We start from the raw sequence: 19,077 nt of genomic DNA, 5'->3' as shown, positions 1-19,077 counted from the left end.
AAATCACTCTATTATATGAATAATTTTTTAAATAGCGTAAGTGTACGGTATCTAGGCTGAAACAAACCTAAACCCTATATAGAAATATTAAAATAGCTTATGAATGGGATTAATTTTAATACATACCCCTCATTAAAATTAGATAAATAGCCAAAAAGCAAAACAAGAACAGTACACTAAAAACTGGACTTGAAAGATCAAACAATAGCAAAACTATTGAAATTCTTGTGCTGAGTTATTTAGTCCAGAAAGTAAGCATCATGCAATATGCTACTTAAAATTAAGTTCAAATGACAAATGATTAAACTCAAAAATGATAAATTTATACTTACACTAAGTAACAGAGTTTAAACAATTATAAAGTAAAACTTCATAGTATTTCTTTATTTTTAGCATTATTTGTTTATTTTTGTATTGATTTTAGGTGTCAATTTACAATACTATTACAATTGTTATTACATCTGGTTAATAATTAGAAAAAACAAGGAATCTTTTTGATGACCAAAAAATATTCAAAATTTTTACCAACAACTGATAATTTTAATTTGGAAAATTTTCCATATTACTGGATTACACAAGTTCATTCTCAGTATGTACTTAATGTTGACCATGCCTTAAAAAAGTATGGTGTAGATAATTCTAGACGTCGTTTATTATTAGCACTTGAGTCTAAACCAGACGCAAGTGTTTCTGAACTATCAGACATGATTGTTTCAAAAATGTCGACCACAACTAAAATTGTCTATCGATTAAAAGATGAAGGCTTAGTTAATACCTATTCTTGCAGTCAAGATGCACGTATTACACGAGTAAACTTAACCGACTCTGGTCGACAAATGACAATTAAAATCAATGATTTAATGAGTGTTGTTTTAGAGCAATCTTTTGAAGGTTTAACCCCACTTCAAATTGAAAAAATGATGGAAAGTTTGAAACATATTTTTAAAAATTTATCACGTTAATTTATAAAGCGCTCTGCTTTATAAATCATCAAACATGTTTAACTGTGGAGAGTTTTTTGCTTGACGTTGTTGGGGACAATAAAAGCACTCAAACTCCTCCACAGGAAAACCCTGCATAAATGTCATAATATTTGGGTTTTTCCATGCAAGCCATTGCTCGATTCTTTCATGCGGAATGACAACGACTGAACGCTTAATATTACCTGGTTCATGAAACTCTTTCATCATTGCATGATCTATAGCATCCATTGTAATCATACAAGTTGAACGGATAACTTCTTCATTTAGCTTGGTAATTTCATACAATGCTGCAATAAAAAATGCCTGACCATCTTTACGTCGCACACCCCAACGCTGTGCTTTTCCATGAATATATTTAGCTTCATAAAATTCGGTCACAGCAATTAGACCTAATTTTGATTTTAGTAAGGCATCACGAAAACTTGCTTTTTCAAGCAATGTTTCATTGCGTGCATTATAAGTGTGCTTTGCAATATCACGGTTTTCTGCCCATTTAGGAATCAATCCGAAATTGACTAGACGCCATTCTAAACCTGTATCTGACTTAAATAATAAAGGGGTCTGAAAACTTGGATAGACCTCCTCCTGATATTCAAACGGAATTTTTGGTAATCCTAAATCATGAATTTGTTGTAAGGTTGCAGGCTTATAATTTGCACACATATTTTAAGCAGAACTCCATTGAACAAGCTGTCTTCATCAATCATGTATTAGGTCATTTTGTCTCATTTGCACAAAAATAATAATTTTCCATCATAAAAATGTAAAAAAATTAATTGACCTTTTATATGATTATTTAGTTTTATTTAAAAATAATTCAGTAAAAATAACCTTACAAGGCAACCTGACTAAAACCAATGTAGCGATATAAACCTTCAACACCTAAATCCATTTTATAAATTTGATAATCTTTAAATGTAGCTTGTGTTAATTCATTCAATATATGAAGTCCCTGCTCATCATGTGCATGAATTTCATCTACACTACGAGGCATCGTCTGTTCAAAAGCATCAGAGATAAATTCAAAACCTAAATCCATTGCAATAAATAAAGTATGCTCACAAGGCTGAATATATTGCTCTTGCGACCAGTCTAATACAGCATGCTGACAATGAGGGCATGTTACATTTTGTCCAGAATTATTTACGTCAATCAATTGAAAAGTCATTTTTAAAAGCACACAATAAAATTATAGTTTAAACGAGTTCAAAAAAATTTCGAATAGTCTACGGACTTTTACTTAATTTAAATCAATACATAAGGATGTTATGTCAACAATTGAGAAAGCTATTGCGCTTGCTGCAAAAAAGCATACAGGTCAACTTGATAAAGGTGGTCAACCTTATATTTTTCATCCACTCCGTTTAATGCTCAAAGTCCATCATCCTCAGCAGCAAATCGTTGCTGTTTTACATGATATTTTAGAAGATACTGATACAACCATTGTCGATTTAATTTCACTCGGGTTCAACCAAGATACAATCGATGCTATTCTAGCATTAACTAAAAAATCTGGAGAAACACGTATCCAAGCTGCTTATCGTGCAGCGAAAAACCCAATTGCAAAAATTGTTAAACTTGCCGATGTGATGGACAATATGGACTTAACACGTATTCCTCAGCCCACTCAACGAGACCTGCAACGTTTAGAGGAATATAAAAAAGTCTATGAAATACTGCAAAATAGCTAAATTTTAATGTGAAAAATATTGAAGCTTTATTAAAAAAAGCACTTAATCTACCCAATCAATCACAAACAGTTTAGTTGTTGACATTCATCAGCTAAATTCTTTTAGAATATATAATTACTGCAATTTTGGAAAATACATGCTCACCGATTTAGATGATTTTTATTGTTTTGCTTTAGTTGTTGAGCATGGCGGATTTAGTGCAGCAGAACGTGCAACTGATATTCCAAAATCAAAACTAAGTCGTCGTGTTTATAATTTAGAAGAAAATTTAAAAGTTAGACTGATTCAACGTAGTTCCCGACATTTTGCTGTCACTGAAATCGGGATGAATATTTATCGTTATGCTCAAGTCATGATGAATGCTGCCCAATCTGCGCATGATCTGGTTGACCACTTAAGTGCACAACCACGTGGCTTAATCAAAGTCAGTGTGCCTGTTTCAATTGCACAGAATGAAATTTCTCGTATTTTACCGCAGTTTTTAAAAGAATATCCTGAAATCAAAATTCAATTATTGGTCAGCAATCGTCGCGTAGATATCATCAATGAAGGGATTGATCTTGCTTTACGTGTACGCGACAACCTTGATGATGATCCAAATCTTGTATTGAGAAAATTTGAACGTATTGAGCAACATTTATTTGCAAGTCAAGCTTATTTAAATGAATTTGGTTCCTTAAAAAGTCCAGAAGATTTATCAGAGCATCGTATTTTAAGCATGATTGATGAACATTCAGAACAGCAAATTGTTTTATATGATGAGAATAATCATCAGAAAAAAGTGAAAGTTACGCCTATTGTCATGGGTTCAGACCTCATGATGTTAGCTAAACTTGCGAGTCAAAACTGTGGTGTAGTTTTATTGCCTGACTCAGTTGTTCAAGATTATGTTCGTTCTGGCGAATTGGTCAGAGTATTACCAAATTGGAAAGTTCCTCAAGGAATTTTTCATGCTGTTTATCCTTCTAGACGTGGTTTATTACCTGCGGTGCGTGTCTTTATTGATTATTTAGTTGAACATTTAACAAAAAGATAGCTTTTCATTCAGCTAAACTCAGTTTATTGCAGCTAATTTGGCTAATCTTTGTTACCATTCTATCTGCTTTAAACTTGTATCCTTTACTTTTATGACTTCAACTTATCAGCTTCAGCTCGATGCTAAAATTGAGCGTATTCACAATCAATTTAGCAAATTTAATCCACCTGAATTGGAAGTTTTTGCTTCTCCTGAAAAAAATTTCCGTATGCGTGCAGAGTTTAGAATTTGGCATACTGAAGATGATATGTTCTATGCCATGTTTGAACGTGATGCAGACCAGCAAAAAGTTGTTGTCAGAATTGATGAATTTCCAATCGCCGATCAAAGTATTAATGATTTAATGCCGATTTTATTGGCAGAACTTAAAGCGCATGAGCTTTTATCAAAACGCCTTTTCGAGGTTCATTTTCTTGCAACGCTCAATGGTGAAATGCTGGTGTCATTGGTTTATCGTGTCCCACTTCATGAAGAATGGGAAACTTTAGCCAAGCAACTTGCTGACAAGCTTAAAATCAAAATTGTTGGGCGTAGTCGTGGTCAAAAGGTTATTTTAAGTGATGAGTTTGTTGTAGAAGAATTACAAGTATTTGACCGAAAATTTAAATACAAACAAATTGAAAGTAGTTTCACTCAGCCCAATGCCCAAGTCTGCCAAAAAATGTTGCAATGGGCTTGTAATGCTGTAGAAAACTCGCAACAAGACTTATTAGAACTCTATTGTGGCAATGGTAACTTCACACTTCCATTATCGCTACATTTTAATCGTGTACTTGCAACAGAATTAGCAAAATCATCCGTTTATGCTGCACAGTGGAATATTGAGCAGAACCAAATTGATAATATTCAAGTCGCTCGCCTTTCTGCTGAAGAGTTTACCCAAGCTTATCAAGGTGAACGTGAATTCCGTCGTTTACAAGAAGCTGAAATCGATATTTCGAGTTATCAATTTGAAACTGTATTTGTTGATCCTCCACGCGCAGGCATTGATTTAGAGACGTTAAAACTACTGCAAGGGTTTAAACGTATTCTTTATATTTCATGTAATCCAGATACATTATTTGAAAATTTAGAAGTTTTAACACAAACACATAAAATTCAAAAATTTGCATTATTTGACCAATTTCCATATACACATCATGTCGAATCTGGGGTCTTGCTCGAAAAGATTTAAACAATTTATTTCAAAGTTAAGCTAGGCTACATTGATGTAGCCTATTTTCCAAACAACAATATTCACATTGCTTATCAATGGCTTAATTTTTTAATCCTAAAAAAGCTGTCATCATTCCGTTAAATTTCTAATTTATAATCGTTAAAATTCGTGCTTTTTATTCAAGCTAGACCTTAGCATAGCTTGTATTTTATTTTAAACCCTCTATATTTCAAGCTATGTTTGGTTGCATTAGAAGGCTCTATGAGTTTTTGGCAAAAGCTGTTTACAAAAGATGCGCAGCAAAATGAGCATAAAAATCAAATTGCTTGCGTGGAAAATGATTGCTCTTGTAAATCCAATGATCAGCTTCTTTTGGCTTTATCTAAAGCGAAAGATGAAGATACTATTTTGGGTATTAAAAAAGTTCTCATATCTCGAGGCTTCAGTCGTAAAGAGCTAAACGAACTTCAACATCCACCTATTCAATAGTCATGGATGATACAAAAAGGCATTCTCATGAATGCCTTTTTTAATATTTCGCTGCATTTTATAACAAGACATCTTCTAAAAGTGCTGTTAACATCATAAACGCATAACAAAATATTCATGTATTTGAAGCTTAAATCGAGAATTAACAATGAAAAAAATCTTTTTAGCACTGACAGCGATTAGTATTATTCTAAGTGGATGCAGCAGCAATAAAATGCCAAAAGAATGTGAAGAATCATGGCAACACATTGAAAAAATGGCAAAAACCAGTGGTATCTCTGAAGAAGCAATCAAAAATCAGAAAAAGGCTTTTGAAGATGAAGTCAATAAAATGAGTAAAGAAGAAGCGACTGAAGTATGTAAAACACAAACAGCTATTTTGGGTATGGTGAAATAAATTTTTAAGATTTCTATAAGTGCAAATTTGTACTTTATCTAAGTCTAAACCCTAAATATGTTATTGCGCTCAAATAAAAAACCCTGACAAGTCAGGGTTTTTTTATCGCTTACAGATTAGTCACCTGTATAACCTTTCAATTTCAAGCGGTAAGCATGAAGCAATGGCTCTGTATAGCCTGATGGCTGCTCAGCACCTTTAAACACTAAGTCATAAGCTGCTTGATAAGCAAAACCATCGAAGCTTGGTGCCATTGGTGTATAAAGCGGATCGTTTGCATTTTGCTCATCCACGATCTTCGCCATACGCTTAAATACTTCTTCAACTTGTTCTTTAGTCACAATACCATGACGTAACCAGTTAGCAACGTGTTGAGAAGAAATACGAAGTGTCGCACGGTCTTCCATCAAACCAACGTTGTTAATATCGAGAACTTTTGAACAACCTACACCTAAGTCAACCCAACGAACAACATAACCCAAAATACCTTGTAAGTTATTTTCAAGTTCTTTGGTTTTCTCTTCATCAGTCCAATTTGTATCTGTCGCTAGAGGAGGAGTTAACAAATCATCTAGAGATAATGGCTCAGTTTTCAATAACTCTTGTTGACGAGCTGAAACATTACATTGGTGATAATGAATTGCATGAATGACTGCACCAGATGGTGATGGAACCCATGCACAGCTTGCGCCAGCTTCAGGATGCTCAATTTTAGTTTTGTACATGTCTAAAAGCATATCTGGCTTAGGCCACATACCTTTACCAATCTGTGCTTTACCACGTAAACCAGCTTGAAGACCGATCATCACGTTACGGTTTTCATAAGCAGGGAACCAGATTTGACCTTTCACTTCGCCTTTACGAACGAATGGACCTGCTTCCATAAATGTATGGATTTCGTCACCTGTACGATCCATGAAACCTGTATTAATAAAGATCGTACGATCTTTTGCTTGCGCGATACAATTTTTCAAGTTTACAGAAGTACGGCGTTCTTCGTCCATAATTCCGATTTTTAACGTTTTTGCAGGTAAACCCAATGCTTGTTCAGCACGTTCAAATAACTCAACCGCAAAAGCAACTTCTTCAGGACCATGCATTTTTGGTTTTACGATATACATAGAACCTTTACGTGAATTCTTGTTCTCATTTTCACCTTTAATGTCAGCGAAAGTCAATAATGGTGTAATTAATGCATCCATGATTCCTTCGTAGATTTCAGCACCATCTACAAGGATCGCAGGATTCGTCATTAAATGACCTACGTTACGAAGAAGCATTAAAGAACGACCGTGAAGCTTAGTTTCACCGCCAATCAAGTTTTTATGCGTACGGTCTTTATTTAATGTACGAGTAACCGTTTTGCCATTTTTCTCGATTGATTCTTCTAAAGTACCTTTCATCAAGCCTAGCCAGTTACGGTAGCCTTCTACTTTTTCTTCAGCATCAACCGCAGCGATTGAGTCTTCTAAATCTTGAATGGTTGTAACAGCAGCTTCGAGTACCAGATCTTTGACACCTGCCGCATCAGTTTTACCAATCGGGCTTGTTGCATCAACTTCAATAATAACGTGTAAGCCATTATTTAAAAGTACAATTTCATTTGGAGCAGATGGCTCACCATTGAAACCAACAAATTGTGATTCTTTTGCTAAAGTTGTTGTAGTACCATCTTTTAGGCTCACAACAAGTTTATTGCCGTCCACTGCATATTTAGTCACATCTGTATGTGAACCCGTTGCGAGTGGGAAAGTTTCATTTAAGAAGTTTTTTGCAAATGCAATAACTTTGTCGCCACGAACTGGGTTATAGCCTTTACCTTTTTCTGCGCCATCTTCTTCTGAGATCACGTCAAAACCGTAAAGTGCATCGTATAAAGAACCCCAACGCGCATTGGCAGCGTTTAAGCAGTAACGTGCATTACGTACTGGTACAACCAATTGTGCACCTGCGAGTAAGGCAATTTCTTCATCGACATTTTCTGTCGTGATTTGGAAATCTTCTACTTCTGGTAATAAGTAGCCAATTTCTGTAAGGAAAGCTTTGTAAGCTTCGAGTTCAAATTTATTGTCGCGGTGCCATTGATCAATTTTAGCTTGAATATCGTCACGCTTAGCCAATAGTGCTTTATTTTTTGGACTAAGATCGACAACAACTTGCTCAAAATCTTTCCAGTATTTTTCACTGTCTAAACCAGAGCCTGGTAAAGCTTCATTTTCGATAAAATCGTAGAGTTCTTTAGCAATCGCTAACTTGCCTTTTTGAATACGTGCAGTCATTGTCTTTCCTGATATTGCTACTTTTTATAACAAGAGATTCTTAGTATACCTATTTATACTTTGCTGAATAGTAATATCACATTCCTAAATAGTAAGCATTTTAATTTGAATACATACCAACATCATTCAATTAAATACAGTTTTAAGATGCAAATAACATCAACAATTTGAATACCCTTTCCACAGTGTATAAAGTTTTTAAAATGTCGAAATTAGACTTAAGTGCCAAAAGGTCATTTATTTGATCATTTTAATATCTATATACTTTTTCTCGTCTTTGATTAAGCCATGAAAAACAAAGAATGTCGACAAAAGCCTGTAAATAATCATTTCACATTTCCATAAAAAAGCACTCTTTCGAGTGCTCTTTTTAATCTTATTCAACTTGTAATTCTTTTGCCTGAATCTGTCGATGTGCAGACTGCAAGTACTCATCTGACTGCATTTCTAACAAACGTGAACGGGTACGTTCTATTTCAAAAGCAAGCTTTTCGCCTTCATAAATCTCAATAATAGAGTCCGTAGAAGTCAATAATAATTTCACTCCACGATCATAAAATTCATCGACCAGATAAATGAAACGGCGCGTACCTTCCGATAAATTATCATCCAAATGCGGCACATTACTAACCAAAACTGTATTATAAATATTGGCAATTTCAATAAAGTCAGATGGACTACGTGGTTTCATACAAAGTTCACGGAATTCACACCACAAAACATCTTCTGTATGTCCAAGCGTTTCGACTTCACGATTATTAATGATGATCGAATCTTTAGAGATGGTTTGTGACAATACTAAAGCATTAAAGCGTTCAGCCATCCATGTTTTATTTTCATTATTTAAAGGTGACTTAAACAATTGCGCTTGTTTTAATACACGTAAACGATAATCTACCCCTGCATCAACATTTAAAATGACACAATTTTTCTTCACCATTTCAATCGTTGGAATAAAACGATCACGATGAATACCATTTTTATATAAACCATCAGGTGCAATATTTGATGTTGCAATCAATGTGATGCCACGTGTAAATAGCTTTTGAAATAAATCACTGAGAATCATTGCATCTGTTACATTTGACACAAAAAACTCATCAAAACAAATCACCACTGCATCTTTGTAAATTTGATCTGCAACTAAATCGAGTGGATTACGCTGACCAGAAAGTTTATTTAACTCTTTATGTACAAACTGCATAAAGTGATGAAAATGCATACGTGTTTTTCGACGAAATGGAATTGATTCAAAAAACTGATCCATTAGCCATGTTTTACCACGTCCCACACCGCCCCACATATACACCCCTTTTGGTGCTGTTTGACGACGAAAGCGACGAAAAGCCTTTTTAGAAGCTTTATAACGGCTTAGTAACTCTTGCCAAACACGATCTAGCTCATGCACTGCTTGCGCCTGTGCTTCATCGGGTAAAAACTGCCCAGATGATAAAGCCTGAGCGTAACGTTCCGCAGGAGATAAAGGCGTAAATGCGGTGCTGTGTGCTGTTTTTTTGTCTAACATATTACTTTAATACTTTTAGGGGCTAATGGAAGTATAGCGAAAATTAGAATTTGATAAATAAGACTTTGTCATTAATTCATTCTTGCTATACGTAAACTTAGGCTATTTGCCATATTGGCGTGGACTTTGCCCAAACCAACGTTTAAATGCATGATTAAATGCCGCAGGCTCAGAATATCCCAACAATTCAGCAATCATTTCTATTGAATATTCTTTATATTCAATCAGACGCAATGCTTTATGTTTGATTAATTGCTCACGAATCATTTTGTAACTGGTGTTTAATTGTTGCAGTTGATGACGTAAAGTACGCTCTGGTAAATTTAAAGCCTGTGCAGTTTCTGCCATCGTTGGCATAACACCTTGCTGTAACTCTAAATAATCATTTACACGTTGAATTAACACTGGAACCTGATGTTCAACTGCACTTAAACGTTGAATCTCCTCTATACACTTCACCTCATAAACACGATGCGTTATTGGGTCAGCAGATGAAATTTTGACATCTATAACATATTTATCCAACCAAAATGCAGCCGATGGACAATCAAAATGCAAATTTGATCCATAGTAATGATAAAACTCTTGTAATGTGTCAGGATCTTCTGGTTGTTTAAATGGTAACTCAACACGTAAATCAGGAACAATTAAACCCATCATTTTATAAATATCTTGCAAAAATTTATAAGTTCCTGAAATTTCACATTGGGCACGTAAAAGCCCCATTTCAGATTTTAGATCAACGGGCTGATAACTTAAAGCGACCTGATGTTCATTTTCAATGGTATCTAAAACTCCATATAAATGCGTTAAGCCCTGAAATCGAATACCATTTTTGATTGCATCACCAATACTATTACACGTTACTAATAACATTAATAATGGACCATAACCTGCAAGAGCATAATGCTGCCCAATAAACAATCCTGTTTCAGGCTGTACACCTTGACCAATAATTTTTTGAATATCCCACTCTAAGCTCGGATGAATAATTGAACTTGGATCTAGAGCATCGGATTGAATTCCAATACTCGCAAGGCGTTCATCCACATCAATACCTGCATTACGCATACCTTGAATTAAATACATTAAGCCGAGTATTGATCTTTTCATCATATCTACAATATTTTTCACTGTTTGTTTTTTACTATATTCTTGAACTTTTTTAAATTGCCGATTTGATCAATTTTTTTGTTTGTTGAATCATGTCTGTTTTTTAAAAATTCAGTTAAGCTCAACTAAAATCAAAAGAATAGGTTTTAAAATATGTGTGCAGCAAACGCGAATCATAAACCCACTCAAAAAACTCAAATTGCGATTATTGGTGCAGGTTTTGGCGGCTTAGCTATGGCTATTCGTCTATTACAAGCCAATATCCATGACTTTATTATTTTAGAAAAAGCCGATGATGTTGGTGGCACATGGCGTGAAAATCAATATCCTGGTGCTGCCTGTGATGTCCAATCTCATATGTACTCGCTCTCTTTTGCACCTAAAAAAGATTGGTCTAAACGCTATGCTGAAGCACCTGAAATTTTTGATTATATTCAGGATCTTATTAAAGAATATGAACTTAAAAAATATATTCAGTTTAAGCAAGAAGTTATTTCAACCACATATAATGAACAACAAGGTCATTGGCATTTAGTATTAAACAATGGGCAAAAAATAGAAGCACAATTTGTTATTTTTGCCTCGGGTCCTTTACATGTACCACAAATTCCAAAAATTAAAGGTATTGAAAAGTTTAAAGGTGAAGTTTTTCACTCCTCACAATGGAACCACAAATATAACCTTAATCAAAAGAATGTTGCATCTATTGGAACAGGTGGCAGTGCCATTCAATACATTCCAGAAATTGCTGCAAAAGTTAAAAATCTTTACGTTTTACAACGTACTGCTGCATGGGTTATTCCACGCGACGAACGCGCTTATAATGCATTAGATAAACATTTATTTAAACGCTTCGAATGGTTTAGAAAACTACATCGTGCACGTTTGTATTGGTCAAATGAGTCTCGTGTTGTTCCTATTGTACAACCTAAGATTATGAAATATGGTCAAAAACTAGCGGAAGCTTTTATTAAATTCCAAGTGAAAGATAAATCTATTGCTAAAAAATTGACTCCTAACTATGTGATGGGATGTAAACGCATCTTGATTTCCAATAAATATTTTCCAACTTTTAATCGTGAAAACGTGGAATTAATGACTGATGCCATTCAAGAGCTTACTGAAAACAGTATCATCATGAAAAATGGTCAAGAACGCCAAATTGATTGTTTAATTTATGGCACAGGCTTTATTACTGACCCACGTATTTATCTAAAATCATTTGAATGTTACGGTTTAAATGGCATTGAACTCAAAGATGCATGGAAAGATGGTGCAGAAAGCTATTATGGTGTGACCACTAAAAACTTTCCTAACTTATTTCAGTTGTTAGGACCAAATACGGTACTTGGGCATAATTCTGTTATTTTTATGATTGAATCTCAGGTCAATTATATTTTACAGCTTATTCACCTTGTCAACAAAACCAAGACCCAAGCGATTGTCATTAAACCAGAAGTGCAAGACCAATTTAATGATCAAGTACAAGCGCAGCTCAAAGGTACCGTTTGGCAGTCAGGCTGTGTTAGTTGGTATCAACAAGATGGTGGGAAAAACTTCTCACTTTGGCCAACGTATACATGGAAATTTTGGATGCAAACTCGAACTGCAAATCCAGCAGATTATTTACTCTTAGGTAAAAAACAAATGTCAAACAAAAATTCACGTGCTGCATAAAACTTTGGCTATAATGGGTAAATACTGATTATTTACCCATTTTTATGCAATCTCTTTGGCTTATCTTTCAACTTTTATTTTGCTTATTTTTAGGCTTTATTTTAGCACGACGCTTACCTCAGTGGCTCGAAAAAATAGCTTTCAAAGTGTTGCCTTATTTTACTTATATCTTACTGGTTGCGATTGCAATTGAGTTTGCTCAAACCTTGCATACTATTGCTCAACCTGCACAAATTCTCAGTGATGCTATTACCATTTCTTTAGCAACTTCTGCTGGTGCATTTATCTGTTGTTATATTTTATTTAAATTAATTGGCTTTCAACCGACTCAAGGTCGTGTATCTAGTGAACTCCTCATTGGTTCTCTAATTAATATTAGTTATGCTTTTATTGCGATCGCATTTGGCTATGGATTATCTGAGTTATTTTCAGCATTTGATTATCAATTACACATTAGTTCATGGTATTTGTTATTAATTTTTATGATACTGATTGGTTTAGATTTAGCCTATTCTCCTCTTGATCGCTCATGGCTCAATTGGAAGATTATGTTAGTACCTATTGGCTGTATTATTGGTTCAATTATTGGTGCAGTTGTATGCTCATTACTCATCAACAACATTAATCTCAAAGACTTAATCATGCTTTCTCAAGGATATGGCTTTTACTCCATGACAGGTATTGTCGTTACTGAGTTGAAAAATGCACATCTTGGCAGCATTGCACTAATGAATGACTTATTTAGGGAAATTTTTGCTATTTTAGCGATGTATATCATCGGCTGGCGCTATCCACGCTCTGCAATCTCAACCGCAGGGGCAACAGCAATGGATGTGACTTTACCTATGGTTAAACAGGCATGTGGCAATGAATTTATTCCTCATGCAATGGTAAGTGGCTTCGTGTTATCTATACTTGCGCCTATTGCTGTGAGTATTTTAGCAGCGTTATAAGTCTTCGCGCTCATATTCAGCTAGAGAATAACGAATATTGATCACTCGATTTTATTTAATCTCTAACTGACAAAGCGCAGTATCTAAACTAGGCTTTTTTGGAAAAATGATCATTTTGTTCACAGCGTGTTTATAAATTTTAAGCATCTCATGTTGAGCAATGATTATTAAGATCTCATTCATCGATTGACGCAAATGTGACTGCACACAAAATTCCTTCATCGCCTGATTATAAATTCTTTGTTTATACAATTCTTGGCACACAGGTATAAGCACTAACATTAACAGCAAAACAATAAAAATAGATTTATTTTTAGTCATTATTTTTCCTTTTTATTTTGACAAATAATCTCGATAGTAATCGTATTATATTTATGTCATTATGATTTTGATGAGTTTTTTATAAATTATTTGCTTATTTGTAGCGTGTAATCACAAAACAAAAATTAAATAAGTATTTTCATTTAAAGGAGAAAAATAAGTGGATTTAATTGCAGGTGCTAACACGATAGTTCCTACGACTGCATTAACATTAGAAATTCAAGTTTTCGGCATTGACTCAACAGCCTTAGATTTCAGCGCTTATAGCCTCGCTACACAAACGAACAAAGTACGTGGCGATGATGATATGATTTTTTATGGGCAATTAAATAATCAAAATCATTCCATCTATTTAGAACAAAAATCCATTATTTCATTTCATCTACAGCTACATAAAATTGATGCACAAATCCATAGAATTGCAATTTGTGCAACACTAGCAAATGAACAATTAAATTTTTCAAATATCTCTCATCTCCTTTTAAAAGTGAAAAATCAACAACAAACTTTAGCACAGGCTAAAATTATTGGACAAAATCATCGTGAAGTTGCACTTATTTTAGGAGAATTTTACCGTTATAAAGAACTCTGGAAATTTAAAATGATCGCACAAGGCTTTAATGGTGGACTGAAGCCTCTAGCTGAGCATTTTGGTGTTGAAATTGCAGATGAACAACTGACTCATATTGACCCGACTCCCCCAGCACATGTAGAACCACCAAATACTTCATCCGAGCAAGCAACTACAAGTCATATTTTAAAAGACATTTTTAGTGCTCCACTCAAAGCCTTAGAAAAAAGAAAACATATAAAAGAGTTTCAAAAACAACTCCTACAAATTTTTGCAACACACAATATCAGCCCACAAAACCAACAACAACTTATTGAATTTTGTACAGATAAAAATATTACTTTAGCTGATGCTTTGAACTATTCTGAACAAGAAATTAAAAGCTTTTTATTACAAGTCTCGCAACATAAATCAAAACAACAAATCATAGAATGGGCACAGTTTCTACAGGTACCACAAAATACTTTAGAACAAGCCTTAATCATGCTACGCCAAGCCAATGAAGTTAAGTTTGTCAATATGCTCAAAACTGCTTTAGCGGATGGCATACTGAGCAATCAAGAAATAGAAAAATTGACACAATTTGCAACACTGCACCAATTAAATAGTAAAGAGTTAGTACAACGTGCCAAAAATGCTATCGAAGATTTCTTTAATTTTACACTTGCTTCTCTTATTTTTGATGGCACTATTTCACATGAAAATGAATTATTGATTAAAAAATTATGCCAATTTCTACATCCTGAACCAACACTTCTCAAGCAAATTAATCGTACAATTTCCATAGCGAAACAGATTACACAAATTAAACAAGGTCAAGTAAATACAATTCAAACCACCGAAATTATTGTCAAAAATTCTGAGTTTGTTTATCTACATCAAAAAAAAGTAGGTATTCAAGCAACCAAAAAAGAATATGTTGTTGGTGACTTATTTATTACGAGTGAGCGGATTATATTTAAAGCAAGTACAGCTTTTGAGCTTCTTATTTCAAATATTATTGCTGTTGAAATTCTTTCTGAATATATTGAAATTATAGCAAAAACCAAAAAAGGTTCAGGTAAATATCATATTGGCAAAGATTCAAATATTGTTGAAGCTTATATTGAATACGCAATTAAAAGATTTCATCGACAGTTAGACTTTTCACAAAGTTCAGGTAACACCCGACATATTCCACAAAATATTAAAAATGCAGTATGGCAAAAATGCCAAGGTAAATGTGTACAATGTAGTTCAAGTGCTTATTTAGAATTTGATCATATTATTCCATTTTCTAAAGGTGGTTCTAACTCAGAAAATAATTTACAGATTTTATGTCGAAAATGTAATTTAGAAAAAAGTAATCAAATTTAATTTTTATAGATTTTAAATCACGATCCACATTGAATCGTGATTTAAATATTTAGTACATTACAATGTTGCCAAAATATCTTTTAAAGTTTGGCTTGGATTTTCTGATTGAGTAATTGGGCGACCAATCACTAAATGCGTAGAGCCATCAAGCATCGCTTGTTTAGGCGTTACAATACGCTTTTGATCATCTGCATTAGAACCTGCTGGTCGAATGCCTGGTGTCACTAAAGAAAAGTTTTGCCCCAATGTTTCACGCAACATTTTTGCTTCTTGTGCAGAACATACTACACCATCCAAACCACTGTCTTTAGTCAATTGAGCTAAACGTTGAACTTGCTCAAAAGGCTCAATATCTAAGCCAATATCACGTAAGTCTTCACGCCCCATAGAAGTTAAAACAGTAACCGCGATCAACTGTGTATTATAATTACCAGCCTTTAAACGCTCTACACAAGTTTCCATCATTTTGCGACCACCAGAAGCATGAACATTCACCATCCATACGCCCATGTCGCCAGCAGCACATACAGCTTGTGCTGTAGTATTTGGAATATCATGAAATTTTAAATCTAAAAATACTTCAAATTTACGATCATGCAAAGCTTTGACTATACTTGATCCTTCATGAGTAAATAGCTCTTTACCCACCTTTACCCGACAAAGTGATGGATCCAATTGATCAGCAATTTTTAGTGCGTCATATTGGCTTTTAGCATCTAAGGCAACAATAATACTCAAGGGGTTCTTTCCATCACAACAAGATGGCTTATTATAAGGATAATCAAGAGCTGCACAAAGCCTTAATCTTCTTTAATGCAGATATAATGTATGATTAGTTAAAATAATGAGACCCTCAATCTTTCATTATTTTAAATGATTGAGGATCTATAGCATTATAATGATTTAAAGTTTTTTATCTTGTGCGTATACATCCATCACTGTTTTTTCATGGCGTACACTTGCTGCTGCCTCAGCGGCTGCCAATTGAGCACTTTGAATTTGCTCTTTACGTAAATGGTCAATGTCTTTGCGCAATCTCTTAATTTCCCAAGCATTTTGAAATACACGGAAAATCTGCACACCAACCAATAGTCCAAGCACAACACCGAGTACTAAGGTTAGTAATAACAATAAGCCTAAACGCATTGCAGGAACTTGGGTAAACAATAAGTCCACAGGCAGTTCAGCTGGATTTTGTAAAACCAATGCTAACGCATAGCCAAATATTACTAACAGTAATGCTACTAAGAAATAGCGCATAATCACCCCATTTTCGAATTTTTATTTATTTGCAGATTCGTTTACTGCGTCGCGTAATGCTTTACCAGGTTTGAAGTGTGGTACTGCTTTAGCTGCAACTTCTACTGATTTGCCTGTCTTAGGATTACGACCTACACGTGGCTCACGGTGATGTAGAGCAAAACTACCAAATCCGCGAATTTCAATACGATCATCAGACGAAAGCGATGCAATCATTTGATCAATCATAATCTTAACAGCTTCTTCAACCAATGGCTCAGCCAAGTGTGGGTTTTTAAGTGCAATTCTTTCTATTAAGTCAGATTTGTTTAATGCTTCAGTTGTCATCTACGACCTCAATTAATTTGAATGCTATTTAGCTTGCTTTAAATAATATCCTTTTTAAATACAAAAAGGTAGCGCAGTGATCGTATACTACGCTACCTTTTACAGTATTTGTATAAAAAGTATTAATTAATTACATTTAATAATACTTTTTAACAACACCTCTTAGTGATTCATTTGAGCTTTGATCAAATCACCGATCGTTTTAGGACCGTTGTCTTGAGCAGTTGTAGCAGTTTTTAAGCTTGCTACAGCTTCTTTCTCTTCAGCTTCGTCTTTCGCTTTGATAGACAAGTTGATAGAGCGAGATTTACGGTCAACGTTGATGATTTTCGCTTCAACTTCTTGACCAACTTCTAAGAATTTAGTTGCATCTTCAACGCGATCGCGGTTGATTTCAGATGCTTTCAAAGAAGCTTCAACTTCGTCAGCTAACTTAACAGTTGCGCCTTTAGCGTCAACAGCTGTTACAGTACCTTTAACCAAAGCACCACGTTCGTTAGCAGCTAAGAAGTCATTGAATGGATCACTATTCAATTGCTTAACGCCAAGGCTGATACGGTTACCTTCAGCATCTACAGATAAGATAACTGCTTCAACTGTGTCACCTTTCTTGTAACGACGGATAGCTTCTTCGCCTTGTTCGTTCCAAGAAATATCAGATAAGTGAACAAGACCGTCGATACCACCAGCTAAACCGATGAAGATACCAAAATCAGTGATTGATTTGATTGTACCAGAAACTTTTTCGCCTTTCTCATGAGCTTTAGCAAACTCTTCCCATGGGTTAGCACGAGTTTGTTTGATACCAAGAGAAATACGACGACGTTCTTCATCAACTTCAAGAACCATAACATCAACTTCGTCACCAATCTGAACAACTTTAGATGGGTGGATGTTTTTGTTAGTGTGGTCCATTTCTGAAACGTGTACTAAACCTTCAACGCCTTCAGCGATTTCAGCGAAACAACCGTAGTCAGTTAAGTTAGTTACACGCGCTTTAACGATAGAACCTTTAGGATAACGGTTCATGATCGCTAACCATGGATCTTCGCCAAGTTGTTTAAGACCTAGAGAAACACGGTTACGTTCTTTGTCAAATTTAAGTACTTTAACAGTAACTTCTTGACCCACTTCAACAACTTCTGAAGGGTGTTTGATACGTTTCCAAGCCATATCTGTGATATGTAGAAGACCATCAATACCACCAAGGTCAACGAATGCGCCGTAGTCAGTAAGGTTTTTGATTGTACCAGTAACTGTTTGACCTTCTTCCAATTGAGAAAGAAGCGCTTCACGGTCAGCTGAAGATTCAGCTTCCATTACTGCACGACGAGATACAACAACGTTGTTACGTTTAGCATCAAGTTTGATGACTTTGAATTCTAACTCTTTACCTTCAAGGTGAGTTGTATCACGGATAGGACGCGTGTCTACAAGTGAACCAGGTAAGAACGCACGAACTGGACCGATGTCAACAGTGAAACCGCCTTTAACCTTACCAGAGATAACACCAGTAACGATTTCGCCGTCTTCAAAGATTTTTTCAAGTTTAGTCCAAGTTTCAGCACGTTTTGCTTTTTCACGTGATAAAACTGTTTGACCCATACCGTTGTCAAGCGCTTCAACAACAACGTCTACTGTATCGCCAACTTGAACTTCAAGTTCACGTTGTTCGTTTAAGAATTCAGAGCGAGATACAACACCTTCAGATTTAAGGCCAGTATCAACAGTTACCCAGTCAGAATCGATACTAACAACGATACCTTGGATGACTGCACCCTTTTCAACGTTGAGGTTTAATTCGCTTTCTTCAAAGAGGGCTGCAAAAGATTCGGTCATGATATACCTAGAAAAGTCAGCGGTCTTGGATCAGACAAGGCCGGTTCAGTTAAGTCTCCACATAGTCCGTATAAAACTGATCAAGCTATGCTTCCACTAAATTT

General features: G+C 35.0%; 19 protein-coding genes. 9 read left to right on the top strand and 10 right to left on the bottom strand.

The window, feature by feature from the left end:
* Positions 1 to 497: 497 nt before the first annotated feature.
* Complete coding sequence (locus HX005_RS08925) at positions 498 to 962, top strand: MarR family winged helix-turn-helix transcriptional regulator (RefSeq protein ID WP_107009239.1); 465 nt, start codon at positions 498 to 500, stop codon at positions 960 to 962.
* 18 nt (positions 963 to 980) lie between these two features.
* Here HX005_RS08925 and HX005_RS08920 read toward each other — a convergent pair whose 3' ends face one another.
* A complete protein-coding gene (locus HX005_RS08920) occupies positions 981 to 1,646 on the bottom strand; it encodes an SOS response-associated peptidase (RefSeq protein WP_286377081.1) in 666 nt (221 codons plus the stop codon).
* A 169-nt stretch (positions 1,647 to 1,815) separates the two neighbouring features.
* Positions 1,816 to 2,151 (bottom strand): hypothetical protein, encoded by a 336-nt coding sequence (locus HX005_RS08915; protein ID WP_107009720.1) that lies wholly within the window; start codon positions 2,149 to 2,151, stop codon positions 1,816 to 1,818.
* A 100-nt stretch (positions 2,152 to 2,251) separates the two neighbouring features.
* Between HX005_RS08915 and HX005_RS08910 the strand changes: the two genes are divergently transcribed.
* The 5 genes from HX005_RS08910 to HX005_RS08890 all read left to right on the top strand — a co-directional run bounded on the left by HX005_RS08910 (position 2,252) and on the right by HX005_RS08890 (position 5,752).
* Positions 2,252 to 2,674 (top strand): guanosine-3',5'-bis(diphosphate) 3'-pyrophosphohydrolase, encoded by a 423-nt coding sequence (locus HX005_RS08910; protein WP_107009719.1) that lies wholly within the window; start codon positions 2,252 to 2,254, stop codon positions 2,672 to 2,674.
* 136 nt (positions 2,675 to 2,810) lie between these two features.
* Positions 2,811 to 3,710: a LysR family transcriptional regulator gene (locus HX005_RS08905; RefSeq protein WP_286377080.1), complete on the top strand. Its 900-nt coding sequence runs from the start codon at positions 2,811 to 2,813 to the stop codon at positions 3,708 to 3,710.
* Positions 3,711 to 3,801: 91 nt separating this feature from the next.
* Positions 3,802 to 4,884, top strand: a complete 1,083-nt coding sequence (trmA, locus tag HX005_RS08900; RefSeq protein WP_286377079.1) for a tRNA (uridine(54)-C5)-methyltransferase TrmA — start codon at positions 3,802 to 3,804, stop codon at positions 4,882 to 4,884.
* Positions 4,885 to 5,127: 243 nt separating this feature from the next.
* Positions 5,128 to 5,355, top strand: coding sequence for a hypothetical protein (locus HX005_RS08895; RefSeq protein ID WP_107009716.1), 228 nt, complete (start codon positions 5,128 to 5,130; stop codon positions 5,353 to 5,355).
* 148 nt (positions 5,356 to 5,503) lie between these two features.
* Entirely contained in the window at positions 5,504 to 5,752 is a 249-nt protein-coding gene (locus HX005_RS08890; RefSeq protein ID WP_107009715.1) for a putative periplasmic lipoprotein, read from the top strand.
* Between the two features lie 116 nt (positions 5,753 to 5,868).
* Here HX005_RS08890 and HX005_RS08885 read toward each other — a convergent pair whose 3' ends face one another.
* The 3 genes from HX005_RS08885 to HX005_RS08875 form a co-directional block, all read right to left on the bottom strand.
* Positions 5,869 to 8,031 (bottom strand): malate synthase G, encoded by a 2,163-nt coding sequence (locus HX005_RS08885; protein ID WP_286377078.1) that lies wholly within the window; start codon positions 8,029 to 8,031, stop codon positions 5,869 to 5,871.
* 376 nt (positions 8,032 to 8,407) lie between these two features.
* Positions 8,408 to 9,556, bottom strand: a complete 1,149-nt coding sequence (gene zapE, locus HX005_RS08880; protein ID WP_286377077.1) for a cell division protein ZapE — start codon at positions 9,554 to 9,556, stop codon at positions 8,408 to 8,410.
* 102 nt (positions 9,557 to 9,658) lie between these two features.
* Complete coding sequence (locus HX005_RS08875) at positions 9,659 to 10,669, bottom strand: helix-turn-helix domain-containing protein (RefSeq protein ID WP_286377076.1); 1,011 nt, start codon at positions 10,667 to 10,669, stop codon at positions 9,659 to 9,661.
* A 153-nt stretch (positions 10,670 to 10,822) separates the two neighbouring features.
* Here HX005_RS08875 and HX005_RS08870 point away from each other — a divergent pair, with 153 nt between their 5' ends.
* Positions 10,823 to 12,346, top strand: a complete 1,524-nt coding sequence (locus tag HX005_RS08870) for a flavin-containing monooxygenase (protein WP_286377075.1) — start codon at positions 10,823 to 10,825, stop codon at positions 12,344 to 12,346.
* Between the two features lie 44 nt (positions 12,347 to 12,390).
* Entirely contained in the window at positions 12,391 to 13,299 is a 909-nt protein-coding gene (locus HX005_RS08865; protein ID WP_107009710.1) for a LysO family transporter, read from the top strand.
* Between the two features lie 51 nt (positions 13,300 to 13,350).
* On the opposite strand, the gene HX005_RS08860 is transcribed toward HX005_RS08865, so the two are convergent.
* Positions 13,351 to 13,620, bottom strand: coding sequence for a hypothetical protein (locus HX005_RS08860; protein WP_286377074.1), 270 nt, complete (start codon positions 13,618 to 13,620; stop codon positions 13,351 to 13,353).
* Between the two features lie 160 nt (positions 13,621 to 13,780).
* Between HX005_RS08860 and HX005_RS08855 the strand changes: the two genes are divergently transcribed.
* Entirely contained in the window at positions 13,781 to 15,547 is a 1,767-nt protein-coding gene (locus HX005_RS08855) for a TerD family protein (RefSeq protein ID WP_286377073.1), read from the top strand.
* 57 nt (positions 15,548 to 15,604) lie between these two features.
* On the opposite strand, the gene pyrF is transcribed toward HX005_RS08855, so the two are convergent.
* The 4 genes from pyrF to rpsA form a co-directional block, all read right to left on the bottom strand.
* Positions 15,605 to 16,285, bottom strand: coding sequence for an orotidine-5'-phosphate decarboxylase (pyrF, locus tag HX005_RS08850; protein ID WP_286377072.1), 681 nt, complete (start codon positions 16,283 to 16,285; stop codon positions 15,605 to 15,607).
* A 165-nt stretch (positions 16,286 to 16,450) separates the two neighbouring features.
* The gene (locus HX005_RS08845) at positions 16,451 to 16,807 is read right to left on the bottom strand and encodes a lipopolysaccharide assembly protein LapA domain-containing protein (protein WP_107009706.1); all 357 of its coding nucleotides are present in this window, start codon (positions 16,805 to 16,807) and stop codon (positions 16,451 to 16,453) included.
* 21 nt (positions 16,808 to 16,828) lie between these two features.
* Positions 16,829 to 17,134 carry an integration host factor subunit beta gene (locus HX005_RS08840; RefSeq protein WP_107009705.1) on the bottom strand — a complete coding sequence of 102 codons (306 nt, stop codon included), beginning with the start codon at positions 17,132 to 17,134 and terminating at the stop codon, positions 16,829 to 16,831.
* Positions 17,135 to 17,296: 162 nt separating this feature from the next.
* Positions 17,297 to 18,973: a 30S ribosomal protein S1 gene (gene rpsA / locus HX005_RS08835; protein ID WP_107009704.1), complete on the bottom strand. Its 1,677-nt coding sequence runs from the start codon at positions 18,971 to 18,973 to the stop codon at positions 17,297 to 17,299.
* Positions 18,974 to 19,077 lie beyond the last annotated feature (104 nt).

The sequence above is a fragment of the Acinetobacter sp. R933-2 genome, assembly GCF_030325485.1.
In the GTDB taxonomy this organism is placed as follows: domain Bacteria; phylum Pseudomonadota; class Gammaproteobacteria; order Pseudomonadales; family Moraxellaceae; genus Acinetobacter; species Acinetobacter sichuanensis.
The sequence above is the reverse complement of the archived record's forward strand: the minus strand, read 5'-3'. Positions and strand labels throughout refer to the sequence as shown.

Excerpts from the sequence above, each read along its gene's own strand:
- HX005_RS08925 (WP_107009239.1), top strand. The coding sequence starts at position 498 with ATGACCAAAAAATATTCAAAATTTTTACCAACAACTGATAATTTTAAT.
- HX005_RS08920 (WP_286377081.1), bottom strand. The coding sequence starts at position 1,646 with ATGTGTGCAAATTATAAGCCTGCAACCTTACAACAAATTCATGATTTA.
- HX005_RS08915 (WP_107009720.1), bottom strand. The coding sequence starts at position 2,151 with ATGACTTTTCAATTGATTGACGTAAATAATTCTGGACAAAATGTAACA.
- HX005_RS08910 (WP_107009719.1), top strand. The coding sequence starts at position 2,252 with ATGTCAACAATTGAGAAAGCTATTGCGCTTGCTGCAAAAAAGCATACA.
- HX005_RS08905 (WP_286377080.1), top strand. The coding sequence starts at position 2,811 with ATGCTCACCGATTTAGATGATTTTTATTGTTTTGCTTTAGTTGTTGAG.
- trmA (WP_286377079.1), top strand. The coding sequence starts at position 3,802 with ATGACTTCAACTTATCAGCTTCAGCTCGATGCTAAAATTGAGCGTATT.
- HX005_RS08895 (WP_107009716.1), top strand. The coding sequence starts at position 5,128 with ATGAGTTTTTGGCAAAAGCTGTTTACAAAAGATGCGCAGCAAAATGAG.
- HX005_RS08890 (WP_107009715.1), top strand. The coding sequence starts at position 5,504 with ATGAAAAAAATCTTTTTAGCACTGACAGCGATTAGTATTATTCTAAGT.
- HX005_RS08885 (WP_286377078.1), bottom strand. The coding sequence starts at position 8,031 with ATGACTGCACGTATTCAAAAAGGCAAGTTAGCGATTGCTAAAGAACTC.
- zapE (WP_286377077.1), bottom strand. The coding sequence starts at position 9,556 with ATGTTAGACAAAAAAACAGCACACAGCACCGCATTTACGCCTTTATCT.
- HX005_RS08875 (WP_286377076.1), bottom strand. The coding sequence starts at position 10,669 with ATGAAAAGATCAATACTCGGCTTAATGTATTTAATTCAAGGTATGCGT.
- HX005_RS08870 (WP_286377075.1), top strand. The coding sequence starts at position 10,823 with ATGTGTGCAGCAAACGCGAATCATAAACCCACTCAAAAAACTCAAATT.
- HX005_RS08865 (WP_107009710.1), top strand. The coding sequence starts at position 12,391 with ATGCAATCTCTTTGGCTTATCTTTCAACTTTTATTTTGCTTATTTTTA.
- HX005_RS08860 (WP_286377074.1), bottom strand. The coding sequence starts at position 13,620 with ATGACTAAAAATAAATCTATTTTTATTGTTTTGCTGTTAATGTTAGTG.
- HX005_RS08845 (WP_107009706.1), bottom strand. The coding sequence starts at position 16,807 with ATGCGCTATTTCTTAGTAGCATTACTGTTAGTAATATTTGGCTATGCG.
- HX005_RS08840 (WP_107009705.1), bottom strand. The coding sequence starts at position 17,134 with ATGACAACTGAAGCATTAAACAAATCTGACTTAATAGAAAGAATTGCA.
- rpsA (WP_107009704.1), bottom strand. The coding sequence starts at position 18,973 with ATGACCGAATCTTTTGCAGCCCTCTTTGAAGAAAGCGAATTAAACCTC.